Origin of the sequence: Faecalimonas umbilicata, from assembly GCF_042846195.1 — a bacterium.
In the GTDB taxonomy this organism is placed as follows: Bacteria; Bacillota; Clostridia; order Lachnospirales; family Lachnospiraceae; genus Faecalimonas; species Faecalimonas umbilicata.
On sequence record NZ_AP031411.1, the window covers coordinates 2211418 to 2232521 of the forward strand.

Below are 21104 nucleotides of genomic sequence, written 5' to 3' on the forward strand. Positions count from 1 at the left end.
GTGCCACCTCTTTTTCAACTCATGCTACGATGCCATGACTTTTTCACTCTCAAATGCCTTCACGATCACACCAGTCAGAATTACTCCCATCCCAAATGTCATCAACAGTGTGATCACATAATGTAGTATCGTCACTTCCTGTGTCAAAATCTCTTTTAATACAACTGAACTGTTATAAACTGGAATCCAGTAAGAACTTTCTGGCGTATTTCCAAATGAAAACATCGTTGACAGTCCGATAACAAGAATCAACATGTACATCGGCATAATATAGCTGCTTGCCTCTTTCATTGATTTTGCAAAAACAGATACCAAAGCAATTAATGTAGAGTATAAGAAAGATAATGCGATCAACAGCGCGCCTAACATGATGATCTGTTTCACATCCATGCTGATCTTGAATCCATCTCCGATATTGCCTCCCATCGTCTTTGCCATGATCGGCATGCAGGCAACCATCGCCGCCACATAAATGACTGAAGAAATTCCTGTCAGTGCCATCAGTGCAAATACCTTCCCGAGCACAATCGAACTTCGCTTCACCGGTGTCACAAGCAGGCTCGCCATCGTTCCCCGCTCTTTCTCCCCTGTGATCATGTCAACTCCAAGTCCCATAGCACCTGCAAACAGCAAGATGGTAATAAAATACGGAAGCATCATGCCAAGTACTTTGCCGTTTACTTTATCTTCATCTTTAATCTGGATTGCTTCGCTTTCTCTATCTACCTTAAAAATCTCAATCTGCTCCAGATTTCCGACTCTCTGTCCCAAAAGTACCTGTCTGTACGTCTCCAGTAATGTCCCTCCAACTGTATCGAATGCTTCTTTGGAATAGTCTTCACCTGGATTATAATATGGAAGAATCTCCGGGATCTCATCTCCCGTCTGATATTCTGCAATCTTATGATCCATATTTTCCGGGAAAGAAAGAAGTAAATCTACATCTCCTTTCAGAATCTTCTCTTTTACTTTCTCTACCTCCCCTTCTTTGACAGGTTTCACCTTAACCTCTGCCGCCTCGCAAAACTGTTGAAAGCTTTCCGGTTCATTTTCCACATAGACAATCGGGGTATGTCCTTCTATATTTGACAACATCCGTTTCTGAAATGTTCCGGTGACCATCAAAATTCCAATCATAATCGCCACCGGCAGAATAAATACCGAAAACACCATTTTTTTATCCCGAAAGATACGTGCCATTTCTTTTTGAAAAATCTGTTTGATTCCATTCATCTTTTATTCCCTCCTCAACTTATAAAACTCAAAAAATGCATCTTCCAGATCCTGCGCATTCGTCTGTTGAAGAAGTTCTTCCAGCGTTCCTTCCGCAACCTTCGTCCCATCGATAACAATTCCTATGCGGTCACAGAGTTTTTCCGCTTCCGACATAATATGTGTCGACACAATCACCAGTTTCCCTTCGTCTCTCAGCTTTCTCAAATAGTCTGTAACATTTCTCGCTGTGATAATATCAAGCCCATTGGTCGGCTCATCAAAGATCACCACTTCCGGATCGTGTACAAGGCTAACTGCGATTGCTGCTTTCTGCTTCATACCCGTGGAAAGTTCTTTGATCTGTTTATGTGCAAAATCTTTGATTTCAAAATACTCAAACAACTCTTCTTTTCTTTTTCTCAGGTTTTCCTCCGGAACATTGTGAAGTCTTCCGAAAAAGTCAAACAGATAATCTGTTGTGAACTGCGGATCGAGCTTGATATCACTTGTAAGAAATCCAATCTTTTTGCGGACTTCCTCCGGCTCTTCCTGCACTTCATGTCCTGACACATAAATCTCACCCTTTGTCGGTTTGAGGATTGTCGCAATGCAGCGAAGCGTCGTTGTCTTTCCTGCCCCATTCGGTCCAAGCAATCCGTAGATTTCCCCCTTCTTTGCTCGCAAGCTAACATCATCGGCTGCAACTTTCCGGCTGCTCTTTGTCTTTGATTCTTTCATCTGCTTCTTATTCAGCTTATAGATCTTCGTAAGATTTTTAATCTCTATCATCTCTCACCCTCCATATCTTATACACATTCATCGGCATCTTTTTGTACTAATATATTAGTACAATACTATATGGTGGGTGCTTTGTCAATTCTTTTTTCTACCTCTTTCGATCTCGCTTTCTGTAATAAATCAATCCAAGTAACAGAGAAGCTCCAAGCAACGCCGCAATGAGCTTTGCGACTGTCGCTGTATCTCCGGTTTTTGGTGTATCCTTCCTTCCTGTACTCTCCTCTGGAAGCTTCTCTTTCTCTGATTTCCTATTATAAAGTGTAATCTTTTGCACTTCTTTTCTAGGTTCCACACGAAACTTCATTTTTTCTGCCTTCTGATATCCGAATGGTGCCTCTGCTTCCACCAGTACATATTCTCCCTCCGGCAACTTTTCAATCTGTTTTGGTTCTTTTTCTGTTTTCCATTTTTCGACAATTACCTTTCCCTGTAAATCTTCAATCTGAAGTACGGCGCCCTCTACCGGTTTTTTCGTATCCGCATCCAGTTTTTCCACTTCTATATTGGTATGTTCATTTTCTAGTTTCAGGCAAAGTCTTTGCTTCCCTTCGCTGTATCCCTCTTCATCTACTGTAAATTCAGTAATCTGCTCGGACAGAAGGTACCCCGGAAGTGTCTTTTTCTCCTGGATGCAATATGTGCCAGTCTTTAGATATTCCAAAAGAATCTTTCCATCCTGATTTGTCACATACATTTTCTTTTCAAACTTCGGCAGTTTCTCGTCCTCCTTCTTCCAAACCGAAAACGAAACTCCTTCCAGTGGTTTTCCGCTCTTTTTGTCTGTCTTAACAAGTTCTGTCGTCACTGGCACATTCGCAACTGTCAGCTCCTCTGTCACAATTTCTGTCACTTGATCTTTGTATTTTAATTCAACTTCATACTCCTTTTTCAGACGGACATATCCTTCCGGCTGTTTTTTCTCCTTTACAACATACTTCCCGAGATACAGATTTTGGGAACATCCCCCTTTTTCCGAAACTTCCACCGTATCAACCAGTTCTCCTTTTTCTGCATGTACTGTCTGGTCAGCTGTCACAATATCTTCTGCAGCAAAGATTTCAAAGACAGCTCCTGAAAGAGTCTCCTTCGTTTTTTGATCTATTTTCTGAAGCACAATCTTTCCTTTTGCACTTCGGTTGCTGTAACGAATCACCTGTGCCTCCGCCCACGTTGCTCCTTCTTTCACTTCAAACGGAAGTAATTCCCCCTTCAGATATCCCTCCGGCGCTTTTACTTCCTCTAAATAATACTGTCCCTTTTTCAATTTCTGTGGAAAAGTAAATTGTCCTTTCTTATCTGTCTTAAAAATAGAAGTCTTCATATGCTCTGGATAATACACTTCCATTTCAATTGGTTTTTTTCTGCTGTCCAGCAGCCTAAATTCCACTCCTGCTGCCTGAATCTGCTTCCCAGTCTCCTGATCCACTTTTACAACGGTGATCGGAGATGTGATCAGCTTATCTTCCTTGTAGATTCCTCGCAGCACTACCTTTTCCTCCTTGATCGTAATTTCAAATGGTCTGACTGGACGATACCCCTCTGGTGTCTTCGTTTCTTTCACAACATAAGTCCCGAAAATCAACCTTCCCCTTGGATATTCTTTAGATACTGTAGTCGCAAACCCACGCTCATCTGTCACCAGCTTTATAACTTCTTTTCCACTTGTTTTTTCATAGACAGTAAATTCTGCGCCTGCAAGTCCCTGAAGGGTATCTTCATCCTCATTTTCATTTTCTGCTAATTTCATGATCTCAAAATCCCCGCGGATGATTTCCTCCTTCGAAGAAACCGATTGATAAAAAATTTCTGCTGTCTCTTCTCCCGGCAACAGCTCTACTTGATAGATCGTCGGATCGATATTGTATCCTTCCGGCGCCTTCGTCTCCTTCACCTGATACTTTCCGGTTAAAAGTGGTTTGCTTTCTGCCTTGCCCTCATCATCCGTGACAAGCGTCTGGAGAACTGTACCTTCTTTGCTGCTCACCGTGTATTCTGCACCTTTTAAAGATGCATATGGGGACTTTTTCTCCTGCTCTGCCTCCTTGTCTGCTTTCTGAAGACGAATGATCCCTTTCTGCGGCTTTTCCTCAGATACAACGACAATTTCCACTTCCTGCAGTTGCACACTTTGATCAATCGCAACTGTATAACCAAATGGCGCCTTGACTTCCCGTATCGTGTAAATCCCATAGGGGAGCAGCTTTGAAACCGCCTCTCCCTTTTTGTCTGTCGTAAGCGTATCCTGCTTCTTACCGTTGCTATCGAAAATTTCATAGACCGCCCCCTCAAAGGATCCCTCCCCCTGAGGTTTTCCCTGCTGTGTCTCTGCGTCAATTTTCTTCAATCTGATTTTTCCTGTAGGAACCCACTGCACATTGAGCTGAACTGGTGCTGTCGGTGTCACTGCATAGCTGCCTACTCCCATAATCTGAGTATCTTCTCCGGTTCCGATGATCAAGGAGCGCCATTCATTGGTAATACTTCCGTAAATTTCCCCGCTCTGATAGGTTTCTTTCATATCTATCGGTGCTCTCAAATAAAACTGTTCGCCTCCGGAAATATGACCGATTCCAGTCTCTTCCGTCCCTCTGCTTTCATTTACAAGCACCATTTTTTCCCGCAGAGGAAGCGCAATCTCATTTTCCGGATCTCCTGACAGAACCAGACTTTCTGTGCGCTGTCCTTCACTGTCTATATAGGCCGTCACATCAGAATCCGAAAAAGATAATGCCGCCTCCGGCACTTTCAACCCTTTGATGTGCTCTAATTTCCATTGAAAATCTTTCTTTAAGTCTTCATAAAATACTTCGTTTTCCAGACCTGTTCCGTGAAACGCGGCATCAAAATCATAATCTGCAAAAATCCATGAGAGGAACATGTGGGAATATGCATAGCGCTCATCCCACGACACAACTCCAGATATTTCCGGATCCGGAATCTGCCAGAATCCTTCTCCTACAACCGCTTCCCCCGGCTGCCCCGTTGAAAAATAAATGGCTTTTGCAAGCACTTCATTGTTTTGCAGAACTTCTCCTGCATAAATCCCATCTGCCGGCGTCTCCTTTGCTGGCTGCAGACAATATCCTACATTGCCATTGATATAAAATAAATTTGTAGAATACTGATGATAATAAATCTCTCTTCCTGTTTCAATCGTTACTTGCTCCGTCTGTGCTTTTGCCTCCTTCGGAAAACACAGGGCAGTACAAAAAAGCATTGCCGCAATACATAGCAACACCATCTGTCTTCCTTTTCTCATAAATGATTCCTTTCTCTTTTCAAATTTTCTTCCAATCACTCTGTCTAAAATAGAATCGTACAAAAACTCTATCCATCCGTCGATTCTATCTGTTTCCAACAAGCATAGGCATCACACTTCTTTCATCATCAAATTAAAAACATACTGGAATAACTGGCAGAACTGCCTGATCCATGTAAAAAGGGAAAGAATCTCCCTTAGAATTACTCTTTCAGTGTAACATATCTATTCCGAAAGTCAATATCCACTTCAACAAAAAAACAATCTATGGCAGCTATCATTTTCTTCGACTACCGCCATAGATTGTTTTCATTTCTCTCTCATCTGTCGTTTTCGCTATCTGTCTCTTTTCTGGAATCCCCGCCGAAAATCAATTCAATCTTTGTCCCTTTGCCTAGATTACTGCTGATCTGAATCTTTGCATCGTGGAGAAGCGCACCGTGTTTTACGATAGAAAGTCCAAGCCCAGTTCCTCCGTTTTCCCGGGAGTGACTCTTATCCACCCGATAAAACCGCTCAAAAACACGTTCTTTTTCTTCCTCTGGAATACCAATTCCAGTGTCTTCCACAATGACCTTTGGGCCTTCCAGTGTATTTCCTGTCCACACACTGACTTTTCCGCCTTTGACATTATACTTTACTGCATTTTCACAGAGGTTATAAATCATCTCATCAAGGATCTGACGGATTCCATTATAAGAAACATGTTCTCCTGACACTTCAAATCGTACGCTCTTCTTTTCCGCCTGCGGAGCAAGCCTTGTGCATATCTCTCTTACAAGCAGATAGAGATCTACCTCTTGCTTCTCCAGCTCAATGCTCTTCTCATCTAACTTGGAAATCTTGATAATGTCTTCCACAAGTGTGATCAGACGGCTCGCCTCATTGTAAATCCGCTCTGAAAAGCCCTTCATATCTTCCGGCCGCACCAGCCCATTTTTCATAATCTCCGCATATCCTGAAATAGATGTCAATGGCGTCTTCAATTCATGGGAAACATTTGCAGAAAATTCTTTCCGCATCTCAGCCGCCTTTTCCTTTTCCCGGTTCTGCACATCGATTCCCTGCAAAAGTGGTGTCAATTCTTCATACACATCATTCTCGAGCGGATGTTCCAGATCCAAATGATTGATTGGATCGATCAGACGCTTTGTCTGCCATTTTGCCAGCAGATAAGCTCCCGCCACCATCAAAAGAAAGATCCCAATGATGTATGGAAGAAGCTTCCGAATTGTTGGAAGCACATTATCAATAGTCTGGGAGGCACGAAGAACCGTCCCATCCTGCAGTCGGATCGCATAATAGAACGTCTTTTGTCCAAGTGTATCGGACGTTCTTACTGCTTCTCCTCTCCCGTTTTCCATCGCTCCTTTGATTTCTTTTCGGTTTTTATGATTTTCTAACGTCGTATCGTCTTGTACAGAGTCATAGAGTACTGTACCATCCTGCCCGACTAGTGTAAGCCTGGTGCTTTTTTGCACATTGTCCATGACATTCAGATATTCTTCTCCAGCAATATCGACTGCCGCCTGAATATATTCCGCCTCCTGCCTGAGTTCTGCGGTTTTATTCATAACTGTCTGCTGATAAACTGCCGCAACGGTCAGGATTCCCGAGATCAAAAGTGCAAGAAACGCAACTAGACACATGCTTCTTTGTATCTTACGTCTCATCCTGTCCTCCCATCCGGTAGCCTACTCCACGCACAGTCTCAATCAAATCTCCTGCACTTTTTAACTTCTGTCTAAGTGTACGGATATGAACATCGATCGTCCTTGTCTCCCCATCGAAATCATATCCCCATACTTCCTCCAAAAGTCTGTCTCTTGACAATACAATATTTTTATTTCGGATCAGAAGCTCCAAAAGTTCAAATTCCTTCAACGTCAATGTGACAGGGATTCCATCCACTCTCACTTCATGTTTTTTCTGATCCAGCATAAGATTTCTGATCTCATACTGTGTGCTTTTCTCTTCCCGCTTCGTCCTTCTTAACACCGCTTTCACGCGCGAGATCAGCTCCATCATTCCAAACGGCTTCGTCACATAGTCATCTGCGCCGCTGTCCAACCCGATCACTTTGTCATACTCTGCCCCTTTTGCTGTAACCATGATCACCGGGATATCCTTCGTCTTTGCTGAACTTTTGAGCTTCTTCAAAAGGGAAATACCGTCCTCTCCCGGAAGCATGATATCAAGCAGAACAAGCTCTGGCGTCTCAAATGCCAAAGCTTTCATAAATGCAGTCCCATCTGGAAATCCACAGGCTTTCATCCCTGTGGACTCCAGTGTATATACGACCAATTCCCGGATGTTACTGTCGTCTTCCACGCAATAAATCATCTTCGTTCTCTCCTTTATCTATCTCTCCACAAGCTGTCCGTCTTTGTGCACGCCTGTGATAGAGAATTCTACCCATTCTGCAATATTTGTTGCATGGTCTCCAATACGCTCGAGATACTTCGTGATCATAATCAAATCAATCGCTTTCTCGCCCTGCTTTCCGCCATCCTTCAGAATCAATTCTACCAGTTTCGCCTTTACAAGTTCAAACATTCTGTCCACTTCGTCATCGGCAAGCATGACCTTTTGCGCCATCTCCAAATCTTTATTGACATAGGCAAGGATACTGTCATGAACCATCTTGCTCGTTGCTTCTGCCATCGTCCCGATTACCGAAATATCTCTCGCTTCTGACATTCCAGCAGAAATGATAATCTCCGCGATATCTGATGTCTGATCTCCGATCCGCTCCATATCTGTGATCATTTTCAGCGCCGCAGAAATCTGGCGCAGATCTCTTGCCACCGGCTGCTGCTGAAGCAGAAGTTTTAAGCACAGTCTCTCGATATCTTTCTCAATCTGATCAATCTCTTCATCTTCGCTCATGACGAGCTTTGCAAGTTCCAAATCTCCGTTTCTCAGAGCCTTTGTCGCATTTGCAATTGCTTTCTCACAAAGGCTTCCCATAAAAATAAGCTGTTCACTGAGTCGTTCCAGCTGCATATCAAACTTATTGCGCATCTCTTATCCAAACCTCCCTGTAATATAATCTTCCGTTCTCTTATCTGATGGAATCGAGAACAATTTTTCTGTATTGTTATATTCAATCATCTCACCAAGAAGGAAAAACGCGGTATTGTCCGACACGCGCACTGCCTGTTGCATATTGTGTGTAACCATGACAATAGTATAGTCTTTTTTTAGTTCCATGGCAAGGTCCTCAATCTTCGATGTTGAGATTGGATCCAATGCAGATGTCGGCTCATCCATCAAAAGCACTTCTGGCTGCACTGCAAGCGCTCTTGCAATACAAAGTCTCTGCTGTTGTCCGCCGGACATTCCAAGTGCACTTTTCTTCAAACGGTCCTTTGTTTCCTCCCAAATTGCTGCCTGGCGAAGCGATTTTTCCACAATATCATCTAACTTTGCCTTAGAATGGATCCCATGTGTACGCGGTCCAAATGCAATGTTGTCATAAATACTCATTGGAAATGGATTTGGCTTTTGAAATACCATTCCGACACGTTTTCTGAGAAGATTCACATCCATCCTTCCATAAATGTCCTCTTGATCCAGTAAAATCTGTCCGTCGATCCGACATCCTTCCACAAGATCATTCATCCGGTTGATCGACTTTAACAAAGTAGATTTTCCACATCCGCTCGGCCCAATAAATGCAGTGATTTTGTTTGCCTCGATTTCCATATTAATATTTTTCAGCGCCTTAAAATCACCATAATATAAATCTAGGTTCTTTACACTAATTTTCCCCATTTCCATTTCCTTTCGTAATCTTTTTCGCAATATATCCGGACAGGCAATTAATTCCGACAACAAGTACAAGAAGTACGACCGCCGTCGCATAAGCCTGATCCATGTAAAGTCCTTCACTGGACAGATTGTACATATGTACGGCAAGGGTTCGCCCAGATCCCATCACACTTTTCGGCACTGCCGGAACAGTTCCCGCTGTATAGATCAGCGCTGCCGTTTCCCCAACAATTCTTCCGACCGCCAGAATTACACCTGCAAGAATTCCCGGTACTGCCGATGGCAGAACTACACAAAAAACTGTCCTAAGTTTTCCCGCTCCTAACCCAAAGCTTCCCTCACGGAAACTGTCTGGAACTGATTTTAATGCTTCCTCTGTCGTTCGGATGATCAGTGGAAGAATCATGATTGCCAATGTAAATGCCCCCGCAAGTAGAGAATATCCCCAGCCGAGTGTTGTTACGAAAAACAACAATCCGAATAATCCGTAAACAATCGACGGGATTCCCGACAACGTTTCCGTCGTAAGTCGGATGATTTCCACAAATTTATTTCCTCTCTTTGCATATTCTACAAGAAAGATTGCGGCAAAAATCCCAAGCGGTACTGCAATTACAAGCGATAACGCAGTCATTCCGATTGTATTTAACAGCGCCGGCATCAAAGATGCATTTTCTGAAGTATATTTTAATGCAAACAGATCTGGTGTCAGATGCGGAAGTCCTTTGATCAAAATGTATGCAATCAAAAATAAGAGAACTGCAAAAGTTGCCACTGCTGACAACATCACAAGGAGCATCAAGATCAACGATCCAGGTCTTCGTCTGTAAGCACGAAGTTTTTGTCCAATTGTCTGCCTATTCATGTTGTGCCCTCCTGTTCAACAATGATACGGAAAGATTGATCAGCAGGATAAAGACAAATAAAACAACGGCGGTTGCAATCAGTGCCTCTCTGTGAAGTCCTGCTGCATATCCCATCTCCAGCACAATATTTGCCGTAAGAGTACGAACACCTCTCACAATCCCCGCAGGCATTCTCGCCTGGTTTCCTGCTACCATGATCACTGCCATCGTCTCTCCGATCGCACGTCCGATCCCCAGTACAATTCCTGCTACAACACCTGATTTTGCTGCCGGGAGAACAACCGAAAAGATACTTCGCTCATGTGTCGCCCCCAGTGCAAGTGCACCCTCATAATAATGCGCCGGCACAGAACGGATCGCTGACTCTGTGACACCGATGATCGTCGGAAGAATCATCATTCCAAGTAAGATAGATGCAGTCAGAATGCTGCTTCCATTTCCACCCCAGTGAAATTTCTGGCAGATGTCTCTGATCAATGGCACAAGTACGACCAATCCAAAAAATCCATATACAACGGACGGGATTCCTGCCAAAAGTTCGGTAGCACCTTTCAGCACCGGATAGATTTTCTTTGGACAATATTTTGCCATAAATACCGATGTCAGAATTCCGATCGGAACTCCTAAAATAATTGCTCCCGCAGTGACATAGATACTTCCCATGATCATCGGGAGGATTCCGAAAATTTCATTGGTCGGCTTCCACCTCTCTCCGGTCAAAAATTCCATAAATCCAATTTCCTTCATTGCAGGAATTCCATTTGCGAATAAAAATACACAAATGAGAGCCACCGCCAGCACCGAAGTACAGGCGGCGATGAAAAACACTCCCTGCATGAACTTTTCTTTCCATGCTTTCATATTGTTTTTTCCCTCTTATCCATCTTTCTCAGGCTGTTTTGCAAGCAATTCCTGAATTAGTTTAACTCATCCCAAGCAAGCACTTCACCTGTATAGATTTCTTTTATCTGATCACTTGTGAGCTCATCCATCGGATTTGCTTTATTTACGATTACTGCAATTCCATCTGTTGCGATCACAGTTGCTTTTAACTGCTCTTTCTCTTCATCCTTCAACTCTCTGGACGCCATTCCAATATCACAGATTCCATCGATTGCAGAAGTCATACCTGTTGTGGAATCACTTGTCTGAATCTCAATCTCTGCACTTGTGTTCACTTTTAAATAAGCTTCTTTTAACTTCTCCATCACCGGTGAAATAGAAGAAGATCCTGCGACAACAATCTTTCCTTCTGGCTTGCTGCCCGCATATGGCTTCACATCGTCAAGAGAAATATATCCATTATCAGATACGATTTCCTGTCCCTCTTCACTCAGAATGTAATCGATGAAATCTTGTGTCACTTCGCTTACTTCTTCCTTTGTAGCAATGTTAAATGGTCTTGCCACTTTGTAGGAACCATCTTTGATATTGTCTTCTGTCGCTTCCGCTCCATCTACTTTCACAGCTTTTACACTGTCATCAAGAGATCCCAGAGAAATATAACCGATAGCATACTCATTGCCTGCTACTGTTGACATCATAACAGATGTACTGTTTGTAATATTTGCCTCTTCTGTTGTATTATCTATTTTATTTCCTTCATCGTCTTTCTCTTCAATTCCCAGCAGCTCGATGAATGCTCCTCTTGTTCCTGAACCATCTTCTCTTGATGTCACAGAAATATCATTTGCAGAGTCAAATGAAGTATCAGTTTCTCCACTTGCTTCCGTTTTTTCATTCGTTTCTGCTTTTCCTTCTTCTTCACTGCTTCCGCAACCTGCTGCCATTGCTGCTGTCATAGATACCACTGCCATTACTGCTAAAAACTTTTTCATTTTCATACGATTTACTCTCCTTCAATCCGTCTTATTTTTCATTCTGCTTTCGTTTACAAGTGATACTATACTTGGCGATTGTTAAATTTAAAAACAGCCTTTTGTTAAATCTGTGTAAAATTATTTTACAAAAAAAGAAGCATGTCTTTTTACGGACACGCTCCTCTCATCATATCAAAACATATTCTTTTTTGATTAAGAAAGTCTCTTTTCAAAGTTTCCGACTGCCTTCGCACCTTCTGTAAAGATCATAAATGCATTCGGATCGATCTCTGAGACAATTCTTGTGATCTCATTCTGTTCGTATTTCGAAATCATAACAACAAATACTTTGGAATCTTCCTTCGTGTAGGAACCTTTTCCTTCCCACTCCGTCACACCGCGGCGCATCTCATTTATAATCGCCTGATCAACCCCATCCTTCTTTGTAAAGATCATCACACTGAGACTAATGTTCTGCACATGCACCCGGTCACACGTCATTGCCATCACGGTCGCATAGATCAACGAGTAAACTGTAATTTCTATATCAAATATCATAAAACAGATTCCATACACGAAAATATTCATAAGAATACTTACTTTTCCAACACTGAATGACGGGTATTTCTTCGCACATACCATTCCTAGTGTATCTTGGCCTCCTCCGGAGCTTCCCCCTCTCAGGATCATTCCTGTTCCGACACCAGCAACAAGCCCTCCGATAATACACGCCGTCAGATAGTCTTCAATGATCGGTGTATTGGGAATCGGAATAAATGTCATAAACAACGTCTCAATTGTTGTCGTGTAGACAGACAACCAGAAAAATCCCCTTCCAAGTACTTTCCATGCCATGAAAAACAACGGTACATTTAATAACCAGAAAATAATACCGTCAAGATTGATCCCGCTAAGCGCGGCAATCTTCAGATAGTCTACAAGAAATGTACGGATCAACTGAGCAATACCTAAGAAAGTTCCATTATATAAATGCAGCGGTAAAATAATAATATTAACGCCCGCAGCAAACAGAAGACTTCCAAATGTTGCCCAGAGAAGACGTACAGCCATTTTCTTGTTCTTCAATTTCTCCATTCCTTTTTTCCTCCTAACGTACTCTTAGAGCGTGCCGGGAAGTGCTCTGACGAACTCCTCTCTGACACGCTCTAAGTTATTTTATCATTTCCAGGAACGATTGCCAACTCCTATTTGCTATTCTTTTCAGATTCTATTACGATTCCTTCTCCCGCTCCGATTCCTGCAGGCACACTTTGATTGCTTCATTGAGCGATAACATCTTCTCATCAAGCGCCGAGACCATATCCGCACATTCTCTTAAGTCTCTGCTGATATATTCCGGTGCGTTCCCTTCAAATTTATAATAAATCTTATGCTCAAGACTTGCCCAAAAATCCATCGCGATCGTACGGATCTGAATCTCAACCTTCGTATCGACAACACTGTCCGATAAAAAAATCGGTACAGAAACAAGCATATGATAACTCTTATATCCGCTCTCCTTCGGATTCTTGATATAGTCCTTGATCGACAGCACTTTCAAATCGCTTTGATTCCCGATCATACCTGCCAGCCGATAAATATCTGATGTAAAAGAGCAGATCAGTCTGACCCCCGCAATGTCATTGACATACTTAACCATATTTTCAATGGATGTCTCATGTCCATAGCGCTTCAACTTCTTTACAATACTCTCCGGTGACTTGATTCTAGATTTAATATGCTCAATTGGATTATACTTGTGTACATGCTGAAACTCATCATTTAATATTTCCAGTTTCGTTCCTACTTCTTTCATTGCGGCATTGTACAAAAACATGACAGTCTTCCAACTATCCACATCCTCGTAATTTTTTACCACTGTTCTCATCACGTTCCTTCTCTCCTTGTATCCGAAAAATCATTTGATACAATTATTATAACATAGGATGATTTAATTGTCTTAAATTTCACAATTTTTTAATATTCTTTATACTTTTTCGTATGTTGTCCCATTTTCTCCATAGAAGAAAGATAAGCACACCCTGTCCTTTTCTTTACTCCTCAATAATATGAATTTCCAGATAGTCAAAGTCGATGGAATCCACAAAATTATCCTGATAAAATCTTGCCTTGTCATGTCTCTGAAATTCACTGATTGTATGATTCAGCCAAATTGGTTTACTCAGATCAAATTCGTAACAGATTTCATCTAATGCACGGAAAATTTTATGTGTCCTCGTATCTTCCTCCTCAATACAGATGACCGTATCGCGTACCATCCGGTTGTCTTTAAATATCTTTCCCCATAATCGAAACATCTCTTTCATCTCCTACCATCAAAAACTGTTATAGTATCTGGATCTGACACATCTGCATCGTAGACAGCGCCGCCTCGTGGCTCTCTGGAGTTACTCCTGCACAGCAGCTTCGATCCACAACAATGTCTGTCTCTGGAAGACGTGCTTTTAGAAGAAGTGCATTTGACACAACACAAATATCTGTGCAGAGACCGACAAGCTCAATGGATTCATATCCTTGCTCGGCAACATAATCAGCCAGAGCAATGCTTCCAAAAGTTTCCTTGTCAAAAATTCTGTCAGCATAAGGCTTCAGGCAGTCTATGATCTCCCAGCCTTCTGTTTCTTTGACACAGTGGATAACCGGAAGCGACTTCCCCTCTTTTGTCTGAAGGTAATCTTCTCCGTGGGTATCTCTTGTGAAAAGAAGTTCTGTCCCCATTTCCCGGGCAGCTTTTACTTTCTTCTCCACTGCTTCTACGATTTCCTGTGCCTCCTTTGTTCCAAGACTTCCATCTACAAAATCATTTTGCATATCCACAACGATCAGTGCCTTTTTCATATTCATTCCTCATTTCAATTTTTTATTTTTCTCAGCCATTTTTCTTCCCTTTTATTTTGAGATAAACCGCTGAAAAATACAAGCCTTTTCTAATGGAAACAACAAATTTTGTACATACCTAAAAACAGAGAGGCTTTTTACACCTCTCTTCCAGTTTTTCTATTCGTTACGGATTGCCGCAAGCGGACTTAACCTCATAGCACGCAGCGCCGGGAAATATCCTGCTGCCATCCCGACCAAAATTGCAAATCCAAGGGAAGCCAGAATAAGCCAAATTGGAATATATGAAATGTCTCCTTCAAATCCCATCGCACTTCCCATGCTTCCGGCAATTGTATTGATTCCAAATGACAGAAGCATACTCAAAATATTTCCAATCACACCTCCCAAAAGCCCGATGAAACCTGCCTCGATCAGAAACATCTGTCTGATATTTTTCAGACTGCACCCAAGTACTTTGATGACACCGATCTCCTTAGTCCTCTCATAGATTGACATCATCATCGTATTGGCAATTCCAATTGCTGCTACAAGAAGTGATACTGCACCAATTCCTCCAAGTACAGCCTGAATGATCGCAAACTGACTCTGCATGCTTTTTAAATATTCTGCATTGCTGTTTGCGGTATATCCCATTTCTCGAATTTTGGCTGACACTTCCTCTACATAGTCAATATCATCTACCTGCACACAGGCGGACGAATATACAAATTCCTTATATGGCTTTCCAGACTTTGTCGTCGGCTGCCCGGGAATCGGCTTCGTTCCATACTCTTTTTTCAGAGAAGCAATCAGCGTATCCAGATCACAATATACATAATAAGAATGTGAATTATAGGTGTTTAAGTCTCCCTTCACCATCCCACTGGCATGGACAACATATTTTTTTGGCACTTTTGCGCTTGCCTGGTTTCCTCCCTGCCCTTCATTCTTGCCAAGTGACTGTTCCAAAGAACTTGTTCCATTCTGTTTTGAAGCCAAATATGCATCTGAATCTAAGATTAAGAACAAAGAATCCTTCATGTAATCGATTTCTGGCAGTTTTCCGGTTTCCCAATATCCTTTTCCTGTATTTTTTTCATAAAGCATCTCAGGAATCAAATTACCGATGATCAGCTCCAAATTGGATGTCTTTGTCTCTGGAAGACGACTCCCCTCTATCAGTGGAATATTTTGCTCCTCCAATGCTTCCGGACGCATTCCTCTCAAATCAATGTATCCCTCATAATTTCCTTTGAGAATCATCGCTGACATTGACAACACCGGAGACGCCATTTTCACATGTTCTATCTTGCTCAACTCTTCGATGGCCTCATCTGTAATGTATTTTTCCGACTCCTGATCCTGATGCATCATATCACTGCTGATGATGACACCGCCTCCCCCATTATTCTTCCCAGTGACATCAATATTTGTAATCCCACCAGATTCCTCCACTTGCTTATACATGGATTTCTGCATGCCAAGTCCGAGTGAAATCATCACGACAATGGAAGCTGTACCGATCACCACACCAAGAACAGTCAGAAAAGTCCTGAGTTTTCTGCGCTTTAAATTTCCACTACTCATCCTCAGTAAGTCTATCAAACTCATCTGCCAAGCTCTCCTCCTCTTCTTGAAGCTTTCTTTGTTTTTTCTTCTTTACGATGATAATCGCAGCAATCCCTCCCGCAAGTATTACTACTGCAATCCCAACTGGCAGAATCGGAAAACCTTTCTTTTCCTGCTCTGTTTCAGGGCTAAATACCATTCCTGCATCTTCCTGTTTTGGAGTCACAAGAAGCTGGAATTCCTGTTCTGTCGAGTATGGGGCTCCTGCCTCATCTTCATAAGTCACGATCATCTTCATTCTTCCATCTCCGGTCGTCTCTTTCTCCCCAGTTACCATTCCATCAATAGCCGCAGAAGATCCCGATTCCACATGACCTACAAATACTTCTTTTCCTTTGATTCCTTCCCCCTCAAATTTCGCCTTTACATTATAAAGTTTGGTACGTCCAAGATTATAGATATTGCACATAATATTCGCTTCATCACCGACTGCGATTTCCGGCGAGCTGACTTCCACCTCACTGAACTCAAATCTCGCCGCCTGCTTGATCGGAATTGCAAGCGCCGCATGTCCCTCATACTGTGTTGCATTGCCATCCTGATATTTCATGGACAATTCAATACTGTATGGCTTTTGAAGCAAATCTGCCCGTGCATTCAGAGCAATCGCAATATCTTTCGTCCCTCCTGCCGGAATATGATCCAAATAGACAGAGCTGGATCCGGAAACCGGAAGAAATGCCGGGGCTGCTCCGCTTGACTCCGCGCCTTCCGCCGGAGCATTGAATTCAAAGAGCATATTGGAAACAGCCGTATCCTGAGAGGTATTCTGTAAATGTACAATCAGATTAAAGTTACTTCCCGCAGGAATCTCTGCCGGATCTGTATTAAATCCGGACACGATAACACGTGGCACTCCTGTCTTTGTCTCACCTCCACCAGATACAACCTCTCCTCCATTATATACTCCGCCTGCATCGTACGGATAAGAAACGGATCCATTTTGTTCCCCACTTCCCTGGTCTTGCTGGTCAGGCTTTTGCTGCCCTGGATCTTGCTGATTCTGGTTTTCCTCTTTGACATCCGTTTTCAAAAAAACACTTTGTTCCGAAATCGTACCTTCCGCACATGTCAGATCAAATTTCAATTTGTAGTAGCGAGATACTACATCCTGCCGTGCAGTAAATGCATAAGATACTGCCTTTGTCTCTCCAGGTGCGATTGCATCCACTGTCTGTGTATAATTTTTGTTTTCAATCTCAAACGGCCACGCGTCTGTATTTGCTTTTACTCTCGGAGTCACGTTGACACAAGTCAACGGTGTATTTCCTGTGTTTGTGAAATTTAATAATAAATTTTTTGTCTCCCCCGCCCGGTAGAGAAGGACATCGCTTTCATTTCCTTCAATCTGGGATGTCATCTCCAGACCAATCTGCGTTTGCCCCTCTTCCGTTGTCATCATTTCCTTTTCTGTATTCAGTTCCTTTGCATACACTTCCGCAGGCAACACCATTGCTGCACAGAGAAGGAATGCTGCCCATCTCTTTTTGCTTCTCATTGCTTTCTTTCCTTTCCACTCTCTTCTGATTTTTCTTTCCCTTGTTCCCGATTATCAACGATCTTTACAATCTCCCCGTCAATAATATGGAACACTCTGTCTGCATACTCTGCAAGATGATTGTCATGCGTGACCATTACCAGTGTCTTCTTCTGCTCCTTAACTACTTTCTGCATCAAACGCATCACCTCTTCTGACGTATGTGAATCCAGATTTCCTGTCGGTTCATCTGCAAAAATAATCTTCGGATCCACTACAAGAGCTCTCGCTACTCCGACTCGCTGCTGCTGTCCGCCCGACATTTGATTCGGCAGATGCTTTTTATGCTTTTTCAAATTGACAAGATCAAGCATCTCATTGGCAATCTTCATCCGCTTACTTTTTGGCACCCCTCGGAAGCTCAGCGGCAATGCCACATTTTCTACTGCATTCATCGTCCCGATCAAATGGAAAGACTGAAATATAAAACCTACGTTCTCCCTGCGGAATTTTACAAGTCCATCTTCATTTAACTTTTCCATATGAACGCCATTGATAATCACCTCACCCTTGGTTGGTTTTTCAAGTCCTGCAAGCATATTTAACAGTGTTGACTTTCCCGAACCGGAAGTCCCGACGATTGCACAAAACTCTCCTTCATAGATACTAAAATTCACGCCATTTAATGCACGCACGATACTGTCTCCTACACGGTACAACTTAAACAAGTGTTTCGCCTCAATGATCTTCTTCACTTCACTGCTCCTTTCTCTGCATCGGTCAAATCCATGCGTTTTTTCTTTCACTTCCACACCACATGACCAGACATCCATGCACTCCCATATCCTAATAATACTCTCAATTCTGTAAAAAAGAAAAACATTACACTCACTTGAAATTATGATACCATATCATACAATATTTTTTATTTATAAATATTTAATAATTTCTTAATTTCATATCACGATTTTAGTGGGTTTTCAGGCACTTTTGTTACTAACGTGTTACTAACGCGTTTAATATCTTCCTGTTTCAAAAAAGAGAGCCTGTTTCCAAGCTCTCTTGATAATATTTTTTCAATTTTCATTGCCCCACTTTTTATACTCTTCCCAGTCTTTTTTATTGAGTATAATTTCAGAATAATAGAACTCCTTATTCGGTATGATTTTTGTAGTATTTTAATTTATTGCTCATATCTTATTATACTACAGATTGCGGACTCTTCGGATTTCGTTTTCTGATTTTGTGGCATAAAAACGGAGTCACTGCTCCATAGTGATTCCTCATCTATTTTGCAGCAACTCCTATTTTCATTTTATATTTAGTTTTCCGGATTCATAATTTCTTCTGCAATATTTCTTGCATGATCTGAAATTCTCTCCATAGAAACGAGCGTATCTAAATAGAAGATACCCGTCTCTGCATTACACTGATTATTTGCAAGACGTTTGATATGTTTATTTCTCAAACGTACCTCCAGATCATCTGCAAGTGTTTCTTTCTCAATCACTTTCACTGCTTTCTCTGAACTCTTCTCAAAGAATGCCTCCTTTGCGTAAAGATAACTTTCCACACAGACGTCCATCATCTGTTTGATCTCTTCTGTCGCAATTTCTGAGAATTCTAGCTTTCTCTCGCGCATCGCCTCTGCGCACTCTGAAATGTTCTCACAGTAGTCACAGATCCGTTCCATATCTGATACGACTTGGAGTAAATGTGCCACATCTTGATGTTCCTTCTCACTGACCTGAAGCGCTGTGATCTTAATAGCATAATCTGTAATTCCTGCACTAAGCTTATCTACAACAGACTCTTTCTCCTTGATACTTTTTATCGTCTCTTCGCTCTTTGTAAAGAGCACTTCCTTAGATTCTTTCAATGTCTCTGCAACAATATTTCCCATTCTTACAATCTCTGTCACGGTAGACTGTAATGCAATACCTGGTGTCTGAAGCATTCTGTCATCCAGTAATACAACATCGTCTTCCTGTGTACACTCTTCTACACGGCCAAGTTTCTTTGCCAATGTGATAATCCAGTTGGATACCGGGAAAAGCAATACCGTTGTTCCGATATTAAAGATTGTATGAACAGTACTAATCTCTGTCTGGGTGATCAAATTTTCTCCCAGAGCCGGATTCATAACTGTAAAGAATATAATTGCCACAATACTGAAAATCACAGTACCGATTACATTGAACAGCAAATGCATCAATGCTGCTGTCTTTGCATTTCTCTTTGCTCCAACACTGGAAAGCATCGCTGTCACACATGTACCGATGTTCTGTCCCATAATGATATAAACTGCTGCACTCATCGGAACAAGTCCTGCTGCTGCAAGACTCTGAAGGATTCCGACAGATGCAGAAGAACTCTGGATCACAGCTGTCACAATTGTTCCTGCAAGAATTCCAAGGAATGGATTCTTTCCAAGTGTCACAAAAATATTACAAAATGCTTCTGATTCTTTCAGTGGAGAAACTGCTCCTGACATTGTAGAAATACCGACAAATAAAATACCAAATCCAACAATGATACTTGAAATATCCTTTGTGGAACGTCTCTTTCCTGTCAGCATGATCACCACACCGATAATAATTGCGATTGGTGCCAAATTCGCCGGGCTTAACATCTTTGCCCATTCCACACTCGATACAAGCCATCCTGTGACAGTTGTACCAATGTTGGCTCCCATAATAACTCCCATTGCCTGTGTCAGGTTCATGATTCCCGCATTTACAAAACCAACAACCATAACAGTTGTAGCTGATGAACTCTGAATCACAGCCGTAATAAATGCTCCAAGCAATACCCCAAAAAACTTGTTCTTCGTCAAAACTTCGAGCAAAGATTTCATCTTATTGCCAGCAGCATTTTCCAGTCCCTGTGCCATAATCTGCATACCGTAGATGAACATTCCAAGCCCACCTACAAACGGAATAATAATGCCAGTGTAATCCATAGGCTTCCTCCTCATAACTAATACATTTTAAATTCACCTTTTTACCATAACATTATATTCGACAGAAAACAACATCTTTTTACTATTTTTCTACTTTTTCATTTTCGGTTCAAACACAAGCGAACCAAGGTATCCAAATACAAGTGCCGCCGAAATTCCTGCAGCGCTCGCTGTAAATCCTCCGGTAAAAATGCCGATCAGACCATCCTTTCGGACTGCCTCTTTGACTCCTTTCCATAACAGATTTCCAAATCCGAGCAGCGGAATACTTGCTCCCGCTTTTGCAAAAGAAACAATTGGCTGATAAATATTTAAAAATCCAAGTACCGCGCCAGAGCACACGAGCAATACCATCACTCTCCCCGGCATTAATTTTGTCCGATCAAGTAAAATCTGCACAAGTGCACAGATCAATCCTCCCACCAAAAATGCTTTGACATAATCCACAATGTTTCCTCTCTTT

At 42.1% G+C, this 21104-nt stretch carries 19 protein-coding genes; all 19 read right to left on the bottom strand.

The genetic code is table 11. The features are described 5' to 3' along the window. Positions 1-24 precede the first annotated feature (24 nt). Positions 25-1233 carry an ABC transporter permease gene (locus tag ACGG81_RS10560; protein ID WP_270602281.1) on the bottom strand — a complete coding sequence of 403 codons (1209 nt, stop codon included), beginning with the start codon at positions 1231-1233 and terminating at the stop codon, positions 25-27. Between the two features lie 3 nt (positions 1234-1236). Further along, positions 1237-2004, bottom strand: coding sequence for an ABC transporter ATP-binding protein (locus ACGG81_RS10565; protein ID WP_390108239.1), 768 nt, complete (start codon positions 2002-2004; stop codon positions 1237-1239). Positions 2005-2101: 97 nt separating this feature from the next. Further along, the gene (locus tag ACGG81_RS10570; RefSeq protein WP_390108242.1) at positions 2102-5272 is read right to left on the bottom strand and encodes a SpaA isopeptide-forming pilin-related protein; all 3171 of its coding nucleotides are present in this window, start codon (positions 5270-5272) and stop codon (positions 2102-2104) included. Positions 5273-5592: 320 nt separating this feature from the next. Further along, positions 5593-6945: an ATP-binding protein gene (locus ACGG81_RS10575; protein ID WP_016438323.1), complete on the bottom strand. Its 1353-nt coding sequence runs from the start codon at positions 6943-6945 to the stop codon at positions 5593-5595. Further along, positions 6935-7615: a winged helix-turn-helix domain-containing protein gene (locus ACGG81_RS10580; RefSeq protein ID WP_008974865.1), complete on the bottom strand. Its 681-nt coding sequence runs from the start codon at positions 7613-7615 to the stop codon at positions 6935-6937. The genes ACGG81_RS10575 and ACGG81_RS10580 overlap by 11 nt, the downstream gene beginning before the upstream one ends. 18 nt (positions 7616-7633) lie before the next feature. After that, positions 7634-8296, bottom strand: a complete 663-nt coding sequence (gene phoU / locus ACGG81_RS10585) for a phosphate signaling complex protein PhoU (protein WP_008974864.1) — start codon at positions 8294-8296, stop codon at positions 7634-7636. Positions 8297-8299: 3 nt separating this feature from the next. Next, complete coding sequence (gene pstB / locus ACGG81_RS10590; protein ID WP_008974863.1) at positions 8300-9049, bottom strand: phosphate ABC transporter ATP-binding protein PstB; 750 nt, start codon at positions 9047-9049, stop codon at positions 8300-8302. Then, positions 9036-9911, bottom strand: coding sequence for a phosphate ABC transporter permease PstA (gene pstA / locus ACGG81_RS10595; RefSeq protein ID WP_009262439.1), 876 nt, complete (start codon positions 9909-9911; stop codon positions 9036-9038). Before pstA ends, pstB begins: the two co-directional genes overlap by 14 nt. Further along, positions 9904-10773 carry a phosphate ABC transporter permease subunit PstC gene (gene pstC, locus ACGG81_RS10600; protein WP_008974861.1) on the bottom strand — a complete coding sequence of 290 codons (870 nt, stop codon included), beginning with the start codon at positions 10771-10773 and terminating at the stop codon, positions 9904-9906. Before pstC ends, pstA begins: the two co-directional genes overlap by 8 nt. Positions 10774-10829: 56 nt before the next feature. Next, positions 10830-11756: a substrate-binding domain-containing protein gene (locus tag ACGG81_RS10605; RefSeq protein ID WP_119987658.1), complete on the bottom strand. Its 927-nt coding sequence runs from the start codon at positions 11754-11756 to the stop codon at positions 10830-10832. A gap of 189 nt (positions 11757-11945) precedes the next feature. Then, complete coding sequence (locus ACGG81_RS10610; RefSeq protein ID WP_119987655.1) at positions 11946-12827, bottom strand: YitT family protein; 882 nt, start codon at positions 12825-12827, stop codon at positions 11946-11948. A 136-nt stretch (positions 12828-12963) separates the two neighbouring features. Beyond that, the gene (locus ACGG81_RS10615; protein ID WP_119987652.1) at positions 12964-13620 is read right to left on the bottom strand and encodes a GTP pyrophosphokinase family protein; all 657 of its coding nucleotides are present in this window, start codon (positions 13618-13620) and stop codon (positions 12964-12966) included. Between the two features lie 166 nt (positions 13621-13786). Then, positions 13787-14050 (bottom strand): hypothetical protein, encoded by a 264-nt coding sequence (locus tag ACGG81_RS10620; RefSeq protein ID WP_008974855.1) that lies wholly within the window; start codon positions 14048-14050, stop codon positions 13787-13789. 28 nt (positions 14051-14078) lie between these two features. After that, positions 14079-14591 carry a cysteine hydrolase family protein gene (locus tag ACGG81_RS10625; RefSeq protein ID WP_016438319.1) on the bottom strand — a complete coding sequence of 171 codons (513 nt, stop codon included), beginning with the start codon at positions 14589-14591 and terminating at the stop codon, positions 14079-14081. A gap of 159 nt (positions 14592-14750) precedes the next feature. After that, the gene (locus tag ACGG81_RS10630) at positions 14751-16184 is read right to left on the bottom strand and encodes an ABC transporter permease (RefSeq protein ID WP_390108250.1); all 1434 of its coding nucleotides are present in this window, start codon (positions 16182-16184) and stop codon (positions 14751-14753) included. Further along, complete coding sequence (locus ACGG81_RS10635) at positions 16153-17700, bottom strand: COG1361 S-layer family protein (RefSeq protein WP_390108253.1); 1548 nt, start codon at positions 17698-17700, stop codon at positions 16153-16155. Before ACGG81_RS10635 ends, ACGG81_RS10630 begins: the two co-directional genes overlap by 32 nt. Beyond that, complete coding sequence (locus ACGG81_RS10640) at positions 17697-18512, bottom strand: ABC transporter ATP-binding protein (protein WP_009262446.1); 816 nt, start codon at positions 18510-18512, stop codon at positions 17697-17699. The genes ACGG81_RS10635 and ACGG81_RS10640 overlap by 4 nt, the downstream gene beginning before the upstream one ends. Positions 18513-19000: 488 nt before the next feature. After that, complete coding sequence (locus tag ACGG81_RS10645; protein ID WP_009262447.1) at positions 19001-20641, bottom strand: Na/Pi cotransporter family protein; 1641 nt, start codon at positions 20639-20641, stop codon at positions 19001-19003. Between the two features lie 90 nt (positions 20642-20731). Further along, complete coding sequence (spoVAE, locus tag ACGG81_RS10650; protein WP_390108256.1) at positions 20732-21088, bottom strand: stage V sporulation protein AE; 357 nt, start codon at positions 21086-21088, stop codon at positions 20732-20734. Positions 21089-21104: the final 16 nt, after the last annotated feature.

Coding starts and splice junctions, on each gene's coding strand:
- ACGG81_RS10560 (WP_270602281.1), bottom strand. CDS start 1,233: ATGAATGGAATCAAACAGATTTTTCAAAAAGAAATGGCACGTATCTTT.
- ACGG81_RS10565 (WP_390108239.1), bottom strand. CDS start 2,004: ATGATAGAGATTAAAAATCTTACGAAGATCTATAAGCTGAATAAGAAG.
- ACGG81_RS10570 (WP_390108242.1), bottom strand. CDS start 5,272: ATGAGAAAAGGAAGACAGATGGTGTTGCTATGTATTGCGGCAATGCTT.
- ACGG81_RS10575 (WP_016438323.1), bottom strand. CDS start 6,945: ATGAGACGTAAGATACAAAGAAGCATGTGTCTAGTTGCGTTTCTTGCA.
- ACGG81_RS10580 (WP_008974865.1), bottom strand. CDS start 7,615: ATGATTTATTGCGTGGAAGACGACAGTAACATCCGGGAATTGGTCGTA.
- phoU (WP_008974864.1), bottom strand. CDS start 8,296: ATGCGCAATAAGTTTGATATGCAGCTGGAACGACTCAGTGAACAGCTT.
- pstB (WP_008974863.1), bottom strand. CDS start 9,049: ATGGGGAAAATTAGTGTAAAGAACCTAGATTTATATTATGGTGATTTT.
- pstA (WP_009262439.1), bottom strand. CDS start 9,911: ATGAATAGGCAGACAATTGGACAAAAACTTCGTGCTTACAGACGAAGA.
- pstC (WP_008974861.1), bottom strand. CDS start 10,773: ATGAAAGCATGGAAAGAAAAGTTCATGCAGGGAGTGTTTTTCATCGCC.
- ACGG81_RS10605 (WP_119987658.1), bottom strand. CDS start 11,756: ATGAAAATGAAAAAGTTTTTAGCAGTAATGGCAGTGGTATCTATGACA.
- ACGG81_RS10610 (WP_119987655.1), bottom strand. CDS start 12,827: ATGGAGAAATTGAAGAACAAGAAAATGGCTGTACGTCTTCTCTGGGCA.
- ACGG81_RS10615 (WP_119987652.1), bottom strand. CDS start 13,620: ATGAGAACAGTGGTAAAAAATTACGAGGATGTGGATAGTTGGAAGACT.
- ACGG81_RS10620 (WP_008974855.1), bottom strand. CDS start 14,050: ATGTTTCGATTATGGGGAAAGATATTTAAAGACAACCGGATGGTACGC.
- ACGG81_RS10625 (WP_016438319.1), bottom strand. CDS start 14,591: ATGAAAAAGGCACTGATCGTTGTGGATATGCAAAATGATTTTGTAGAT.
- ACGG81_RS10630 (WP_390108250.1), bottom strand. CDS start 16,184: ATGAGTTTGATAGACTTACTGAGGATGAGTAGTGGAAATTTAAAGCGC.
- ACGG81_RS10635 (WP_390108253.1), bottom strand. CDS start 17,700: ATGAGAAGCAAAAAGAGATGGGCAGCATTCCTTCTCTGTGCAGCAATG.
- ACGG81_RS10640 (WP_009262446.1), bottom strand. CDS start 18,512: ATGGATGTCTGGTCATGTGGTGTGGAAGTGAAAGAAAAAACGCATGGA.
- ACGG81_RS10645 (WP_009262447.1), bottom strand. CDS start 20,641: ATGGATTACACTGGCATTATTATTCCGTTTGTAGGTGGGCTTGGAATG.